Source organism: Microbispora sp. H10949, assembly GCF_014161435.1.
Classification (GTDB): Bacteria; Actinomycetota; Actinomycetes; order Streptosporangiales; family Streptosporangiaceae; genus Microbispora; species Microbispora triticiradicis.
Genome location: NZ_JABBWZ010000007.1, coordinates 391,496 through 407,167 on the forward strand (window position 1 = coordinate 391,496; position 15,672 = coordinate 407,167).

The following is a 15,672-nucleotide window of genomic DNA, read 5'->3' on the forward strand; positions in this document are numbered from 1 at the left end:
CCTTTATGCCGAAATAGGTGATTCAGCCTCGCAGCTAGCTTCCTGCTAGCGCGCCCGGCCTGTGCTTCCCGCTCACCGTCGGGGCGCTCACACCCGCCGTCTTCCCTCGTCGCTCGTTCCTCGCTCCTCAGTCCAGACTGGCGGCGCGCCCCTACGGATCGCTCGCCGGGCGCTAGCGCGCCCGGCCTTTGGCGGCGGGGGAGAGGTTGTCACCGCGGAGCCAGGCGTCGATGACGCGGGCGATCCTCGGCCCGGCGGCGCCGTCCCAGAGCGGCGGCAGTTCCCCGCTGGGGGTGGCGGCGCCGTCCGCGAGCGCCTTCGACGCGGCGGCGGGCAGCGACGCCGGGGTCACGAGCCGGTTCGTCCCGTGCGTCACGGTGATCGGCCGCTCGGTGTTGGGCCGTACGGTCAGGCACGGGACGCCCAGCATGGTCGTCTCCTCCTGCACGCCGCCGGAGTCGGTCACCACCAGGGCGGCGCCCCGGACCAGGGACAGGAAGTCCACGTAACCCAGCGGGTCCACGATCCGCAGTCCGTCGCGATCGACCAGGCCGGCCTCCGCGAGGCGCTGCCGGCCGCGGGGGTGCAGCGGCACGATCACCGGCACCTGCTCGGCCACCCCGAGCACCGCGTCGACGAGTTCGCGGGCGGCCTCGGGGTCGTCCACGTTCGCCGGGCGGTGCAGCGTCGCCACCGCGTACCGCCCGGAGATGCCGAGGCGCTCCTGTACGGGCGCGGGGTCGAGCGAGGGCAGCGCGGCGAACAGGCTGTCGATCATCGGGTTGCCGACGAGGTGCACCTTCGCCGGGTCCACGCCCTCGTTGGCGAGGTGCGCCAGCGCGTCCGGCGAGGTGGCGAAGAGCAGGTCCGACAGCGCGTCGGTGACGATCCGGTTGACCTCCTCCGGCATCCCCCGGTCGAAGGAGCGCAGGCCCGCCTCGACGTGCGCGGTCGGCACGCCCAGCTTGGCGCAGACCAGGATCGCCGCGAGCGTGGAGTTCACGTCGCCGTAGACGACCACGAGCGCCGGACGGTGCTCCAGGACGACGTCCTCAAGCCCGGTGAGGAGGGCCGCCGTCTGCCGCGCGTGGGTGCCGCTGCCGACGCCGAGGTTCGCGATCGGCTCGGGCAGCCCGAGGTCGGCGAAGAACACGTCCGACATCAGCGCGTCGTAGTGCTGACCCGTGTGGATGATGCCCTGCCGGACGCCGAGCGCGGCCAGTCCTTTGACGACGGGCGCCGCCTTGACGAAGTTGGGCCGGGCGCCCAAAACGTGCAGGACGAGGGGCTGGTCTCTCATCTACCTCGCCTTTCACCTAACCCTGAGACAAACGTTGCCTATGGTACGGTCGCGCCGTGGAAACCGAGGCCAACAAGCCCGTAAAGGTCGTGTCCGCCGCGTCCGCGAAGGCCGGTCTCGGCGGCTTCCTCCGGGGGTTCGCGCGGAACCCGATCCTCGTCTCCCGCATCGTCGCCAGCAAGGCCAAGTCTGACCCGATGCGGATCGCCCAGGCGGCCGCCGACGCGATGCCGGCCGGGGTGCGCCCGTTCGTCGGCCGCGTCGCCTGGCCCGCCGCCCGCTTCGTCAAGGTCCGTACGCGCAAGATCCTGCAGCGGGCGGCGAAGGGCCCGCTGAAGGAGGCGAAGGCGCACTTCGACGCCGGGCGGATGTCCGAGTCGGTCCGGGTGCTCCAGGCGCAGGCCCGATGGCCGTTCGTCCGCCGCAGGATCGCCTACTACGAGGGCGAGCTCGCGGCGCTGGGCCCGGACCCGATCCCGCCGAAGCCCAAGGTCATCATGGGCGAGCGGGTGCCCGGCCGGGTGCTGCACATGGTCACCAACGCGCTGCCGTACACGCAGGCGGGATACACCGTGCGCACCCACCGCATCGTCACCGCGCAGCGGGCGGCCGGGCTCGACCCGCATGTCGTGACGAGCTGGGGCTGGCCGATGCTCCAGGGGCACACCGACGCCGAGCCGTACGAGGAGATCGACGGGGTCCCCTACTACCGGCTGCTGCCCAAGGACGACGTGCCGTTCGAGACGCAGGGCCGGATGATCCGCGGCGCCGCGGACGTGTCGGAGCTGGTCCGCACCCTCCGCCCGCAGGTCCTGCACGCGGCCACCGACCACCGCAACGGCTCCGTCGCGCTCGCCGTCCGCGAGCGGACGAACACCCCCTTCGTGTACGAGGTGCGCGGTTTCCTGGAGGAGACCTGGGTCTCCCGGGACCCGGCCCGGGTCGGCAGCGAGCGGCACGTCCTCCAGCGGGAGCGGGAGGCGCGCATCATGCGCGAGGCCGACGCGGTCGTCACGCTCGCCGAGACCATGGCCACCGAGATCATGGAGCGCGGCGTCCCCCGGGAGCGCATCTTCCTCGCGCCCAACGCGGTGGACGACTCCCTGCTGACCGCCGACTACGACGGCGAGGCGTTCCGCGAGAGCTACGGCGTGGGCCGCGGCGAGATCGTCGTGGGCTCGGTGTCGAGCATCGTGGGCTACGAGGGCTTCGCCACCCTGCTGGACGCCGCCGCGCTGCTGCGTGACGCCGGGACGCCGGTGCGGGTGCTGCTCGTCGGCGACGGCGCGGAGCGGCCCGCGCTGCTCGAACAGGTCGAGCGGCTCGGCCTCAGGGACGCGATCCTGCCCGGCCGGGTCGGCCCGGACGAGGCGCTGCAGGCCCAGGCCGCCATCGACATCTTCGTCTGCCCACGCGAGGACCTGCGCGTCTGCCGCCTGGTCACGCCGCTGAAGCCGGTCGAGGCGATGGCGCTGGGCAAGCCGGTCGTGCTCAGCGACCTGCCCGCGCTGTCGGAGCTCGTCGGCGGCGAGGGCGCCGGTCTGCTGGTGCCGCCAGGAGACCCGGCCGCGCTCGCCAAGGGGCTGGCCGCGCTGCGCGACGATCCGGAGCGCCGCCGGGTCATGGGCGAGGCCGGGAAGGCCGAGGTCGCCGCGCACCGGACCTGGAGCAGCCTGGCCCGGACCTACCGGGGGATCTACCAGTCGCTGACCGAAACCCGGTAAAACGCACGAAGTCCGATGTGTTGCATCAGGCGTGCCTGGTGCCGAGTTGAGATAACCTTTGCCACCATGAAGTGTTGTTTCCGCCCTCAGGCCGTATCGTGACTGCCTTCGATCTCACGATCATCGGGCTTGGATACGTGGGCATGCCGCTGGCCAAGGAGGCCACGGCGGCCGGTCTGCGGGTGGCTGGTCTGGACGTCGACCCCCGCAAGGTGGACGCGCTCAACGCCGGCCGCTCCTACATCGACGACCTGACGGACGCCGACCTCGACGCGATGCTCGCGGCGGGTTTCACCGCCACGCTGGACGCCTCGGTGCTGTCGCGGTCCAGCACGATCGTCATCTGCGTCCCGACGCCGCTGGACGAGGACCACCGTCCCGACCTGTCGGCCGTCGAGGGCGCCACCCGGGCCGTGGCCGAGCGCCTTCAGGCGGGCACGCTCGTCGTGCTGGAGTCCACCACGTGGCCCGGCACCACCGACGAGCTCGTACGGCCGATCCTGGAGGAGTCGGGGCTCTCCGCGGGCGAGGACTTCCACCTGGCGTTCTCGCCGGAGCGGATCGACCCGGGCAACCCGAAGTTCGGCCTGCGCAACACCCCCAAGGTCGTCGGCGGCTACACCGCGGCCTGCAAGGAGCGGGCGGTCGCCTTCTACGCCCGGTTCGTCGAGCGGGTCGTGCCGGTCAGCGGCACCCGCGAGGCGGAGATGGCCAAGCTTCTGGAGAACACCTACCGGCACGTCAACATCGCCCTCGTCAACGAGATGGCGATCTTCTGCGACGAGCTCGGGGTGAACCTCTGGGAGTCCATCGAGGCGGCCTCCACCAAGCCCTTCGGCTACCAGAAGTTCCTGCCCGGCCCCGGCGTCGGCGGGCACTGCATTCCCGTCGACCCCTCGTACCTGTCGTACACGGTGCGGAAGCTCGGCTATCCCTTCCGCTTCGTCGAGCTCGCTCAGGAGATCAACGAGCGGATGCCGTCGTACGTGGTGGCCCGGGTGCAGCGGCTGCTCAACCGGGCCCGCAAGCCGGTGAACGGCTCGCGCGTGCTGCTCCTCGGCGTGACGTACAAACCGGATATCGCCGACGAGCGGGAGACGCCCGCGATCCCGGTGGCCGAGGCGCTGCTGGAGCTGGGCGCGGAGCTGTCGTTCTGCGACCCGTACGTGAAGGAATGGTCGGTCGAGGGCAGGGCGATTCCCCGCGAGGAGGACCTGTCGTCGGCCGTGGCCGCCGCGGACGTGGTGGTCCTGTTGCAGCAGCACGCGGCGTTCGACCTGGACGTGGTGGAGGACCAGGCCCTTCTCGTCCTGGACACTCGTGGCGTGCTCGCCACGAGCGAACGCGTCGAGCGGCTGTAGGAAGGGTCCGCGCCGTGCACGTGCTCGTCATGACGGTGGTGCATCACCCCGAGGACGCCCGGATCCTGCACCGGCAGATCCGGGCACTCGTCGATGCCGGTCATGAGGTCACGTACGCCGCGCCGTACACCGCGCGGGGAGTCGTGCCGCGCTCGTGGGTGACCGGAGTCGACCTGCCGAGGGCCGCCGAGCGGCGCCGCCTGTCGGCGGTGCGGGCGGCCCGCAAGCTCTTCAAGAGCATGCGCGGGAAGGTCGACCTGGCGCTCATCCACGACCCCGAGCTGCTGTTCGCCGTCGCCGGGGTGCGCAAGAGCCCGCCGGTGGTCTGGGACGTCCACGAGGACACCCCCGCGACGCTGTCGCTCAAGCCGTGGCTGCCGGCGTTCCTGCGCCCGCCGACGCGGTTCCTCGCCCGGCTCCTGGAGGGCACCGCCGAGCGCCGGATGCACCTGCTGCTGGCCGAGGCGGCGTACGCGGGCCGGTTCAGGCAGCGGCACCTGGTGGTGCCGAACGAGACCTGGGTGCCCGACAGCGTCAGCCCGCCCGGCGACGACCGGGTGGTCTACCTGGGCTGGCTGTCGGAGGCCCGCGGCGTGCAGGAGGCCGTCGAGGTGGCCCGCCTGCTCCAGCCGCACCGGGTGGCCGTGGAGCTGATCGGCTACGCCGACCCGCAGAGCAGGCCGCTGCTCAACGAGGCGGTCGCGCAGGGCGTGCTGGAGTGGCGCGACTTCATGCCGAACGACGAGGCGCTCAAGCGGCTCGACGGCGCGCTCGCCGGGCTGTCGCTGCTGCACGACGAGCCCAACTACCGCCACTCCATGCCCACGAAGATCGTGGAGTACATGGCCCACGGCATCCCGGTCATCACCACCCCCTCGCCCCGGGCCGTCGAGCTCGTGGAGCGTTACCAGTGCGGCATGGTGGTCCCGTGGCGGGACCCGCAGGCGGTGGCGCGCGCGGTGCTCCAGCTCAGGGACAACCCGTTCGAACGGCGCGGCACCGGCGGGCGCGGCTACGCCGCCGCGCGGGCGCATCACCACTGGCCCAACTCGGCGCGTCGTTTCGTCGACCAGCTGGAAGCGTGGGCCGGCGTCAAGAGCTGAAGCCCCGGTGAACACTTCGGCGTGACAAGTTCGACGAACGACGGGCGGGTAGTGTCCTGAAAGTGCGCTGGCTCACCTTCATCCTGGGTGTGGCGATCCTCGCGGGTGTCGCGTCCGTCGTGATCGTCCTGCGGGACGGGAGCTCCGATCCCGGCGCCGCCGGGGCCGGGCGGACCCTCTCCGCGGCGACCGAGAGCCCCAGCCCGTCCCCCGCGCACAGCGAGTTCACCGACCCCTGTGGCACGTTCGACACCGCCGCGGCCACGCCGTACGCCGTGCGGGGGTACTGGCTCATCCCGACCTCGGACCCGTGCACCTGGCGGCGTCAGCTCCAGGCCATCCACCGCCTCGGCGGGGACACCGTCGTGCGCCTCGGCTTCGGCCTGTCGCCGCGCCAGACCGACGACGACGGGCGGGTGCTCCAGCCGGTGGACGACAAGGATCGGGAGAAGACCCCGCCGCCCGACAAGCGGTACGCCGTCTGCGTGGAGAGCGGGCTCAGCTGCATGAAGGCGGCGGAGCAGGAGCTCCGGGCCGCCAACCCCGGCAACCGCATCAGCTGGACGTACGTCTACCGCACCGACGAGCAGTTCGGGCCCGGCATCTTCCGCTGCCCGCAGGTGGAACGGAAGATCGTCGTGAACGGCGACGTCTTCTACCGGCTCATCGCCCCCGAGGACGGCTCGGACGACCCCACCTGCGACTTCACCACCAAGGGGCGGGCCTACCACCTGATCCTCGTCTCGGCGGGCGAGCAGGACAGCCTCAGCGAACTGCTCGACCTCGGCGACCGGTTCGGCATCAGGGTCTTCCCCGCGCTGCCCCTGGCGCCGCGCGACCCGGCCGAGTCCACCCGCGCCGACCCCCGGCACATCGGCACGCTCACCACGCTGACCCGGCGGATCCTGCAGGACTACGGCAACCGCTTCGGCGACCGTCAGTCGCTGGGCGGCGTCTACCAGCCGTTCGAGCTGCAGCTCAGGGACTGGCCCGACCCGGGCAAGGTCCAGACGCTCCAGGTGTACGCCGAGCAGCACCGGATCGTCGAGCAGGAGCTGCCCGGCAAGCCCATCCTGGTCAGCCCGTACATCGACAGCCGCAGGCGGCTGAAGTACACCTCCACGCCGGCGCAGGTCGCCGCGGGCTTCAAGGCCCTCGCCCGGACCGGGGTGGAGATCATCGCCCCGCAGGACGGCCGGGGCACGGGCAAGGTCGGCCTGTTCTGGCCCAACTGGAAGAACAAGCCGGTGGACGACCGCCTCAAGCCGGTCGTCGGCGAGAGCACCTACGCCACGGCCTACTACGGCGGCACCCGGGACTACTACCGCGAGATGTCCAAGGCGCGGGCGGAGCTGGCCGAGGAGGGCGTGGAGGTGGAGCTGTGGGCCAATGTCGAGGCCTTCGAGCCGTCCTCCACCGAGAACTGCGGCCGTCAGGGAACCCGGGGCAGGACCGACAAGCCCCGGCTCGACACCCAGGTCACACTGGCCGGGCCGTACGTCTCGAAGATCATTTCGTACATGTGGAGCGACTTCTTCACCTGCGGCTCGCCGTCGCTGTCGGAGGAGATCGCGGAGGACTGGGACCGGCCGATCCCGGTGGAGGCGCAGCGGCGCGAACGGCAGATCCAGGACGGCCTGGAGATCCGCGGCTACCACCTCGGCGACGCGAAGGTCACGCTGAGCTGGCCGGGGCTGGACACCCCCAGGGTCGTCGACTCGGCGACGGTCGGCTGGCACGACGGCATGCCGATCCCGGGGCTTCCCGCCGGCACCGAGCAGATCTGGATCCCGGTGGACTGGGCGACGGTGCCCGGCGGCGTGTGGGTGCGGGTGGAGGTCACCTCCGCTGACGGCCGTAAGTCGGCGGAGCCCGTCTACTACCACAACACCGGCTGAGACACCGGGCAACCGGCCGCGTACTGATAGCGTTCGCTCATGATCCCGCGCATCCCGGTCAGCGTGGATCTCGTCGTGCTCACCGTCAGGTCCCAGCAGCTGAGCGCCCTCGTCTGGCGGCGCGACCGGCCGCCGTACGAGGGCAGGTGGGCGCTCTCCGGCGGCTTCATCAAGCTGGAGGAGGACCTGCCGGCCGCCGCGGCCCGGGTGCTCGCCGAGCGGGCGGGCCTGCCCGGCGCTCCCGTCCATCTGGAGCAGTTGCAGACCTACGGCTACCCGGACCGCGACCCCCGTCAGCGGGTGGTCAGCGTCGCCTACCTCGGCCTCGCCCCCGACCTGCCCGCGTCCACCGAGGCCCACATGAGCTGGCAGCCGGTGGCGGAGTTGACGGAGATGGCCTTCGACCATCGCAGGATCATGCTCGACGGCGTGGAGCGGGCGCGGAGCAAGCTGGAGTACACCTCGCTCGGCGCCGCCTTCTGCCCGCCGGAGTTCACCGTCGCGGAGCTGCGCCGCGTGTACGAGATCGTCTGGGGCCGCCCGCTCGACCCCCGCAACTTCCACCGGAAGGTCACCAAGACCGAGGGCTTCCTGGTGCCCACCGGGCGCACGACGACCCGGGACGGCGGCCGGCCCGCCATGCTGCACCGTCGCGGCCCCGCCGTGCTGCTGCATCCCCCGATGCTCCGCGCCGGCGCCGCCGCCCCCCAATAGCCGCACAGTAGCCGCACGGTGGCCGCGCGGTGGCTGCCACGACCTGATCGTCCGCCTCACAGGGATCTTTCAGGATATATTCCGGCCTATGCTCGCTGCGGCCCCACGCGTCGCCCCCGACGCGCCGGCCATCCTCCGCGGACCGTCGCGGCTGCGCGTCCTCGACCTCCTGCGGTTCTGCGCGGCTCTCGGCGTCGTCCTGTTCCACTTCGGCGAGACCCGCGCGTGGGGCACCCCGAACGCCTTCCCGGCCCTGAGCGCGGTGACCATGTTCGGCGTGTACGGCGTGCGGTTGTTCTTCCTCATCAGCGGGTTCGTGATCCTGATGAGCGCGTGGGGCCGTACGTCCGGGCACTTCGCGGCGTCGCGGATCGCCCGGCTCTACCCGGCGTACTGGGCGAGCGTGCTCGTCCTCGGCGCGCTGGCCGTCGCCGGGCTCATCACGGACCACCGGCCGACGTTCGCCGAGTTGCTGGCCAACCTGACCATGCTGCAGCACGGTCTGCGGGTGCGGGACCTGGAGATCGTCTACTGGACGCTCTGGCAGGAGCTCGTCTTCTATGTGCTCGTCGCGTGCTTCGCCGCGGTCGGCATCACCTACCGCCGCTGCCTGGCGTTCCTCGGCGGCTGGGTCTTCCTGCTCGTCATCGCCGAGCGGGTGGACGCCGACCTCCTCCAGGCGGTGCTGCTGCCGTTCAGCGCGCCGTACTTCATCGCGGGCATGGCGTTGTTCCTGATCCACCGCTTCGGCGGGTCGATGTTCCCCTGGCTGTTCGTCGGGGCGGGGTGGGCGCTCGCGATCGTGTCGGTGCTGGGGGAGAAGCTCCCGGCGGTCGACCGGTTCGGCCCGGCACTGGGGTCCGCGCTCGTCGTCGGCGTGATCTCACTGATCTTCCTGGTGATGGTCGCGGTCGCCGTCGGCGCGCTCGACCGGCTCGACTGGCGGTGGCTGACCGCGCTCGGCGCGCTGACCTACCCCCTGTACCTCTTCCACCACCACGTGGGGTTCCTGCTCATCCAGGCGTTGCACGGGCCGCTCGGCAACCGGCTCGCCCTGCCCGTCGTCACCGCCGCGGTGCTCGCCGTCGCGTACGCCGTGCACCGGCTGGTGGAGCGGCCCCTGCAGCCCCGCCTGCGGGCGGCCCTGGAGCGGTCGCTCACGGCGGACGCCGCGGCCGCGGTCCCCGTCCCGCCGGTGCAGACGCCGGTGCAGGCACCGATGCAGACGCCGGTGCAGACGCAGGCACCGGCGCCGCTGGCGGAGGCTCCGGCCGCCTACTTGCCGCGGGGCGGGTAGATCTCGCCCCCGCGCAGCGTCCGGCCCTGCAGCAGGGTCGTCAGGGTGACGAACTTGTAGTGCTGCTTCTCCAGCTTGCTCAGCACGCCCGGCATCGCCTTGACCGTCTCCGGGACGATGTCGTGCAGCAGGATGACGCCGTCGCGCTTGGCGAGCTTCAGCGTCCGGGCGGCGATCACCTTCGTGTTCCTGGCCTGCCAGTCGAGCGTGGACCCCGTCCAGAGGATCTGGGGCAGGCCGAGTTGCGCCGTGAGCCCGGAGATGCGGGCGTTCGTCGCGCCGTTCGGCGGGCGCATGATCTCCGGCTTCCTGCCGATCGTCTCGTAGATGACGTCCGAGGTGCTGGTGAGCTCGCTGAGCACCTCCTCGTCGGGCAGCTTGGTCAGGTCGGGGTGGTTCCAGGTGTGGTTGCCGATCTCGTGCCCCTCCCGCACGATCCGCTGGGTGAGCTCGGGGCGGTTGGCCACCTTCCGGCCGAGCAGGAAGAACGTGGCCTTGGCCTTGTGCTTCTTCAGCGTGTCGAGCAGCGCCGGCGTGTAGGGCCACGGGCCGTCGTCGAAGGTGAGCGCGATGCACTTGTACCGGGCGCAGTAGGGCTTCGCCGCCTTCACCGTCTGCACGGCCGCCACCGTTTTCACCGCCACCGTTTTCACCGACACCGGGGCCGAGGCGGCCGAGGTGGGGACGGCGCAGACGCCCGCCACGCAGACACCGGCCAACGAGATTCTGACTTTCCGCCACATGTCGCGGGATCTTAGTGAATATCGGCAGAGAGGGTAATCAGACCTTCGTCAGAGCGGCGGGACGGCGTCCTTGGCCCGCTGGAGGGCGAGCTCGGGCCACCACTGGCCGCCGTACGGCGTGACCATGCCGTACACCGGGTCGGCGGAGCCGCTCTCGCCACGGGTGCACCGGGCGTCGGAGACCCCGGCCGGTCGCACCCACAGGTACGCGTCCACGAGCGCGCTGCCGGTGTCGGTGGTCGGCCGCGCCCCGGCGCCGCGTCCCGGGGGGTTGCACCACTCCTGGGGGTCCTTGTACCTGCCCTCCGGCGGAGTCCACGCGCCCCTGCCGTTCCTGCTCGTGTCGACGACGAAGTGCGGCAGCCCGCCCGTGCCCCCGCCCGTGTCCCCGCCCGTCCCGGCGTCGGCGCAGGTGCCGCTCCCCGACGATTTGATCTTGACGCAGGCGGCGAGGCGGGTGCCGTACGCGACGAGCGAGCCGGTCTCCTGGTAACCGGCGGCGTTGAGGTAGAAGCCGTCGGCCCGGGCGATGCCCGCCTCGACCAGCCGCGTCGCCATGACCTCGGGTGACGGCCAGCCCTCCAGGCTGCCGTCGAGGTAGACGGCGGTGTTCGGCAGCGCGCCGAGCCGTTCGACCGCCGAGGTGAGCATCCGCAGCCTGGCCCGCTGGTCGGCGGCGTTCCCGAGCGAGCACTCCGGCGAGCCCGGCAGCTCCGTGAGGCTGTTGGGCTCCAGCACGAACACCGCCCTGCGGTCGCCGACGGCCGAGGCGACGGCGTCGATCCAGGCGAGGTACTGCGCCGAGCCGGCCGCGCCGCCCTCGTTGCACGCGTGCAGCGGGAGGTCGTCGGTGACGAAGACCGGCACGGCGTCCTGCCGCGCGGCGGCCCCGAGCGCGGCGCTCGCCGTACGGCCCGCCTGGGCGGCGCTCGGCCCGGTCAGCCACACGGCCCTCGGCACCGCGGCCAGCTTCCGCATCGTCTCGGCGTCCTCGCCGCGCCCCGCGGCCGCCCAGGCCTCCGCCTGGCGCGCCTCGTCGCCCGCCGGGTCGGCGTAGAGCCGTACGTCCGGTTCGCGCAGCGGGTTGCCCGAGCCCGCGCCGCGAGCCGTCGTGCCCGTAGGGGCGGGGGTGGGGGCGGGGGTGGTGTACCCGGCGGGGCTCCCGGACGCCGCCAGGGGCTTCCCCGGCGTCCCGGACGACGGCTTCTCCGACGACGTGAACTGGACGGCGACGAAGATCCCCGCCGAGACCAGGACGGCGGCCACGACGGCCGCGATCCCGAGCCTGACGCCGCCGGTGAGGCCGGGCCGGGACGGGCGGCCGGCCGCGTCCCCGGCGACCGTCGGCGCCCCGGTGACCGTCGCCGCCGGTGCGGCCGGCTCGGCTGTCGCGACCGGAGCGGCTGGTGCGATCAGCTCGACCGGCTCGTGGCCGGTCAGCATCTCGACGAGGCGCTGCGCCGTGGGGCGCCGGGCCGGCTCCTTCGCCAGCGCCAGGTCGACGATCGACCGCAGCCGGGGTTCGAGCCCCGAGATCTGCGGAGACTCGTGGAGTACCCGGTAGAGGATGCTCGGGATCGACCCGCCGCTGAACGGCGCCTGCCCAGAGGCGGTGTACGCCACCAGGGCGCCCCAGCCGAAGATGTCGGAGGCCGGGGTCAGCCGGTCGCCCTTCGCCTGCTCGGGCGACATGAAGGACGGCGTCCCGGCGACGATGCCGCTCAGGTCCGCCGTGTTGTCGGTGACCTGGGCGATGCCGAAGTCGATGACCTTGGGGCCGACCGGCGACAGCAGCACGTTCGACGGCTTGAGGTCGCGGTGGATCACCCCCGCGCTGTGGATCGCCTGCAGGGCCACGGCCACGTTCACCGCGACCGCCTCCAGGCTCGATCCCGACAGCGGCCCGCGGTCCCGTACGACCTCCTGGAGGGTGGGGCCGGGGACGTACTCGGTGGCGAGGTAGGCGACGTCGCCGTCCAGCCCGGCGCCGATGACGGCGGCGGTGCAGAAGCGGGCGACCCGCTGCGCGGCGGCGACCTCCCGCTGGAACCGGCGCCGGAAACCGGGGTCGGCCGCCCACTGCGGGTGGATCACCTTGACGGCGGCCTCCCGGCCCTCGTCGTCCCGGCCGAGATACACGGTGCCCATGCCGCCCTGACCGAGCCGCCCGAGAATGTGGAACGGCCCGATGCGCCGGGGATCGTCGTATCGCGGTCCGCCGCTCTCAGCGCCGTTCGTCATGCTTTTCCCCGATCGCCGGTTCAGGCGCGATCCTAACTAATATCGGCGTCCGAAAGGGGCGTACAGCGGGCGTCAAGCGCATTGAAAGCGGCCTGCGACAAAGTGAGCGCAACAACAGAGGAAAGGAACCCCGCAATGGCGCTCACCCGCTCCCTGGCCGGCATCACGCTGGCGGCCGGCATCTTCGCTCTCGCCCCGCTCGCCACCGCCACCGCCGCCGAGGCCGCCACCACCCAGGCCGGCACTCAGGCCACCGCCGCCCAGGCCGCCTTCAAGCCCTGGGGCCCGTACTTCGCGGTGGGCTCGAAGGCCAAGGTGAGCGGTTCGCTGACGGCCGCGGCCAAGGACGACCCCAGCGTGCCCGCGCCGTGGGTCAAGGTCTCCGGCAGCGTCGTCGACCGGACCCGCTCCTCGTCCTCCTGCGGCTGGGCGCTCTTCCGCGTCAGCTGGTTCGACTCCTCCAACACGCCGCACCTGGCCTACCGCAACTACCGCACCTGCTCGTACAACGTGAAGAAGAAGTTCGCCTTCACGATGAAGAACGTCGGGGAGGTCGAGCTCAAGGTCTGCTCCGAGGGCAAGGCCGCCAAGCCGTCGCTCAACTGCCAGTACGCCGGCACCTGGAAGACGCTGTACGCCTACTACAAGTAGAGCCTCCCCGGGTCATCTTCTAAGGTGACGGTATGCCGCGATTCCGCTCGATCCTCGACAGCATGCCGCCCTACAAGCCCGGCAAGGCGGTGGTCTCCCCGGAGGGCCGGTCGTACAAGCTGTCCTCCAACGAGAGCCCGTACGGGCCGCTGCCGTCGGTGGTCGAGGCGGTCGCGAAGGCGGCCACCGAGGTCCACCGCTATCCCGACCCCGGCGCCGTCCGGCTCACCGAGGCGCTCGCCGAGCGGTACGACGTGCCCGCCGGGCACGTCGCGCTCGGCGCCGGGTCGGTGGCGGTGGCGCAGCAGATCCTGGCGGCGGTGGGCGAGCCCGGTGCGGACGTCCTGTACGCCTGGCGCTCCTTCGAGGCCTACCCGCTGCTCGCGGACCTCTCGGGCGCCCGCTCCATCCAGGTGCCGCTGCGCGACGAGACGCACGACCTCGACGCGATGGCCGACGCCCTCACGCCGGAGACCCGCCTGGTCTTCGTGTGCAACCCCAACAACCCGACCGGCACCGTGAACCGGACCGAGGAGCTCAGGCGGTTCCTCGGCCGGGTGCCCGGCGACGTCACGGTCGTCCTCGACGAGGCGTACCGGGAGTACGTGCGGGACGCCGACGTGCCGGACGGCCTCACGCTCTACCGCGAGCACCCGAACGTCGCGGTCCTGCGCACCTTCTCCAAGGCGTACGGCCTGGCGGGGCTGCGGGTCGGCTACCTGATCGGGCACGAGCCGGTGGCCGCGGCCGTCCGCAAGACGCTGCTGCCCTTCGCGGTCAACCACCTCGCGCAGGCCGCCGCCATCGCGTCCCTCGACGCGGAGGACGAGCTGCTGGAGCGGGTCGAGACCGTCATCAAGGAGCGCACGCGCGTGCGGGAGGCCCTTTTGTCGCAGGGCTGGACGGTCCCGCCCACCGAGGCCAACTTCGTGTGGCTGCGCCTCGGCGAGCGCACGACGGAGTTCGCCGCGGAGTGCGCTGCCGTGGGCGTCGCCGTGCGCCCGTTCGACGGCGAGGGGGCCAGGGTGTCCATCGGCGACCCCGAGGCCAACGACGTCTTCCTGTCCGTGGCCCAGGCCTTCGTCTGAGCGGTCCTCCCATCGAAGGGAGAGTGTGGACGGCGGCCGCGCTGCCGGGGCACGCCGGCCCCACGCCGTCTGCCCGGCGCCGAGCGCCGTCCACACCTGTCGTTCACGACCGCCCGGTCACCGGCTGAGCTTCTCCACGATCAGCCGGTAGAGCTGGCGCGGCCGGCCCGGCTGCGGAGTGCGGTTCGGCGGAAGCGGCCACGCGAGTCCCTCGTCAACCAGCGTGCGCAGCAACCGGCGAGCCGTACGCGGGGTGACCCCGAGCATGCGCCCGGCCCCCTCCGCGTCCACGACCGTGTCTCCGCCTTCCAGCTTGGCCGCCAGGCGCGCCAGCACCTCGACGCCCTTGGGCTTGATCGGCCCGCCCGGCTGGGGAGGCATCCGGGGCGGCGGCACCAGGGCCCGGCCCTCCCGGTCGACCGCGAAGCCCTGGGGCTGTTTGCCACCCTGGGTGCGGGCGAGTGCGCCCCGCGCGTGCGTCTCGGCCTCGTGTGTCGTGCGGCCCATCCCCACGCCCACCTCGACGGCGAGCCCCAGCTCCTCGCGGATCCTGGCGGCGAAGGGCAGCACCCGGAACCCGTCGGTGGCGGCCGCGATCGAGCCCTTGGTCGCCACGACCAGGTAGCTGTGGTCGTCGATCGGCCACACGCTCGCGTTGATCCGGTTGGCCTCCTGCACGAGCAGGCGGTGCAGCGACAGCCGGAGCTCGTCCCGCCAGTAGCGCGGGGCGGCCCGCCGTACCGGCTCGCGCAGCGTCGGCACCTCCACCAGCACGACCGTGAGCTGCGACTCCTCCAGCCGGTGCCGGGCGCCGAGCAGAGCCGCCGTGTGCAGTGCCGTCCGTACGGCCGCGGACGTCGGCCGGATCGGCACGACCGGCACCCCGGCCGAGGTCAGCCGGTCGGCCACTCCCTGGACGCACGTCAGCGCGCCCGTGGTGGCCCCCTGGCGGAACAACCGCTCGTGGAAGGCCGTGACCGTGCCGATCGGGCCCGGCTCGTCGCGGCTGTGCACCTCCCCCGAGGGGAGGTTGAGGTCCGCGTACGCCTCGTCGATGTCCGGCCGCCCGAGCACGTCCACGCTCACCCGGCGGGGATCCGTCCGCTCGTCCAGCGAGGCCCGCGCGATCGCCGCCACCAGTGCCGCTCCACCGAGCTGCACGTGTGTCGCGGGCATCGTCAGCACTCCGGCCCGCCGGGCGAGCTCGAAGGGCACCGGGCTCGCGAACAGGCAGGCGTCCACACCCGGCCCGAGCCGGGTCACCTTGTCCGCGGCCTCCTGCTCGTCCCTGTACGCGGCGGCGACCAGCCGACAGGGCACCGGGGCAGCCGAGTGCCCCATGAGCATCACGCGTTCGACCAAATCATGTGACCCCACCACGCCGATGGTGAGGTCGGGTGTCACCGTCCCCAGACGTGACCCGCGCGGAGTGTCTTCCGTGCGCTCGACCAATGTTCGTCCCATCCCACGTCGCCCTCGTTGTTGTGGCTTCTCTTTGGAACGATCGCTGGTTAAGGCCGTAATGTCACGCCCAGATTTTCCGGAATACCAT

At 72.1% G+C, this 15,672-nt stretch carries 12 protein-coding genes; 8 read left to right on the forward strand and 4 right to left on the reverse strand.

Annotated features, from left to right (window positions below; translation table 11 throughout):
- Positions 1-172: 172 nt before the first annotated feature.
- A complete protein-coding gene (gene wecB, locus HHX40_RS21140) occupies positions 173-1,300 on the reverse strand; it encodes a non-hydrolyzing UDP-N-acetylglucosamine 2-epimerase (protein ID WP_138459562.1) in 1,128 nt (375 codons plus the stop codon).
- A 56-nt stretch (positions 1,301-1,356) separates the two neighbouring features.
- On the opposite strand from wecB, the gene HHX40_RS21145 reads away from it, so the two are divergent.
- From HHX40_RS21145 to HHX40_RS21170, 6 genes are all read left to right on the forward strand, one after another.
- Positions 1,357-3,024, forward strand: a complete 1,668-nt coding sequence (locus HHX40_RS21145) for a glycosyltransferase family 4 protein (RefSeq protein ID WP_111700356.1) — start codon at positions 1,357-1,359, stop codon at positions 3,022-3,024.
- A 98-nt stretch (positions 3,025-3,122) separates the two neighbouring features.
- On the forward strand, positions 3,123-4,385 hold the full coding sequence (locus HHX40_RS21150) for a nucleotide sugar dehydrogenase (protein WP_182881961.1): 1,263 nt from the start codon (positions 3,123-3,125) through the stop codon (positions 4,383-4,385).
- A gap of 14 nt (positions 4,386-4,399) precedes the next feature.
- Positions 4,400-5,488 carry a glycosyltransferase gene (locus HHX40_RS21155; RefSeq protein ID WP_182872994.1) on the forward strand — a complete coding sequence of 363 codons (1,089 nt, stop codon included), beginning with the start codon at positions 4,400-4,402 and terminating at the stop codon, positions 5,486-5,488.
- 62 nt (positions 5,489-5,550) lie between these two features.
- Complete coding sequence (locus HHX40_RS21160; protein WP_182881962.1) at positions 5,551-7,386, forward strand: DUF4434 domain-containing protein; 1,836 nt, start codon at positions 5,551-5,553, stop codon at positions 7,384-7,386.
- Between the two features lie 39 nt (positions 7,387-7,425).
- On the forward strand, positions 7,426-8,100 hold the full coding sequence (locus tag HHX40_RS21165) for an NUDIX hydrolase (protein WP_111700359.1): 675 nt from the start codon (positions 7,426-7,428) through the stop codon (positions 8,098-8,100).
- 88 nt (positions 8,101-8,188) lie between these two features.
- Positions 8,189-9,397 (forward strand): acyltransferase family protein, encoded by a 1,209-nt coding sequence (locus HHX40_RS21170; RefSeq protein ID WP_182881963.1) that lies wholly within the window; start codon positions 8,189-8,191, stop codon positions 9,395-9,397.
- Here the strand turns inward: HHX40_RS21170 and HHX40_RS21175 are convergent.
- Both HHX40_RS21175 and HHX40_RS21180 read right to left on the reverse strand, forming a co-directional pair.
- A complete protein-coding gene (locus tag HHX40_RS21175; protein WP_182881964.1) occupies positions 9,376-10,041 on the reverse strand; it encodes a polysaccharide deacetylase family protein in 666 nt (221 codons plus the stop codon). The genes HHX40_RS21170 and HHX40_RS21175 overlap by 22 nt on opposite strands.
- A gap of 147 nt (positions 10,042-10,188) precedes the next feature.
- A complete protein-coding gene (locus HHX40_RS21180; protein WP_182881965.1) occupies positions 10,189-12,381 on the reverse strand; it encodes a glycoside hydrolase family 6 protein in 2,193 nt (730 codons plus the stop codon).
- Positions 12,382-12,516: 135 nt separating this feature from the next.
- Between HHX40_RS21180 and HHX40_RS21185 the strand changes: the two genes are divergently transcribed.
- The gene (locus HHX40_RS21185) at positions 12,517-13,032 is read left to right on the forward strand and encodes a hypothetical protein (RefSeq protein WP_182881966.1); all 516 of its coding nucleotides are present in this window, start codon (positions 12,517-12,519) and stop codon (positions 13,030-13,032) included.
- Positions 13,033-13,064: 32 nt separating this feature from the next.
- Entirely contained in the window at positions 13,065-14,120 is a 1,056-nt protein-coding gene (gene hisC, locus HHX40_RS21190; RefSeq protein WP_182881967.1) for a histidinol-phosphate transaminase, read from the forward strand.
- Positions 14,121-14,237: 117 nt separating this feature from the next.
- On the opposite strand, the gene HHX40_RS21195 is transcribed toward hisC, so the two are convergent.
- Positions 14,238-15,482: a transcriptional regulator gene (locus tag HHX40_RS21195; RefSeq protein ID WP_165900650.1), complete on the reverse strand. Its 1,245-nt coding sequence runs from the start codon at positions 15,480-15,482 to the stop codon at positions 14,238-14,240.
- Positions 15,483-15,672 lie beyond the last annotated feature (190 nt).

Bases quoted from the DNA above. Each gene is read 5' to 3' on its own strand.
- wecB (WP_138459562.1), bottom strand. From the start codon at position 1,300: ATGAGAGACCAGCCCCTCGTCCTGCACGTTTTGGGCGCCCGGCCCAAC.
- HHX40_RS21165 (WP_111700359.1), top strand. From the start codon at position 7,426: ATGATCCCGCGCATCCCGGTCAGCGTGGATCTCGTCGTGCTCACCGTC.
- HHX40_RS21170 (WP_182881963.1), top strand. From the start codon at position 8,189: ATGCTCGCTGCGGCCCCACGCGTCGCCCCCGACGCGCCGGCCATCCTC.
- HHX40_RS21180 (WP_182881965.1), bottom strand. From the start codon at position 12,381: ATGACGAACGGCGCTGAGAGCGGCGGACCGCGATACGACGATCCCCGG.
- HHX40_RS21185 (WP_182881966.1), top strand. From the start codon at position 12,517: ATGGCGCTCACCCGCTCCCTGGCCGGCATCACGCTGGCGGCCGGCATC.
- hisC (WP_182881967.1), top strand. From the start codon at position 13,065: ATGCCGCGATTCCGCTCGATCCTCGACAGCATGCCGCCCTACAAGCCC.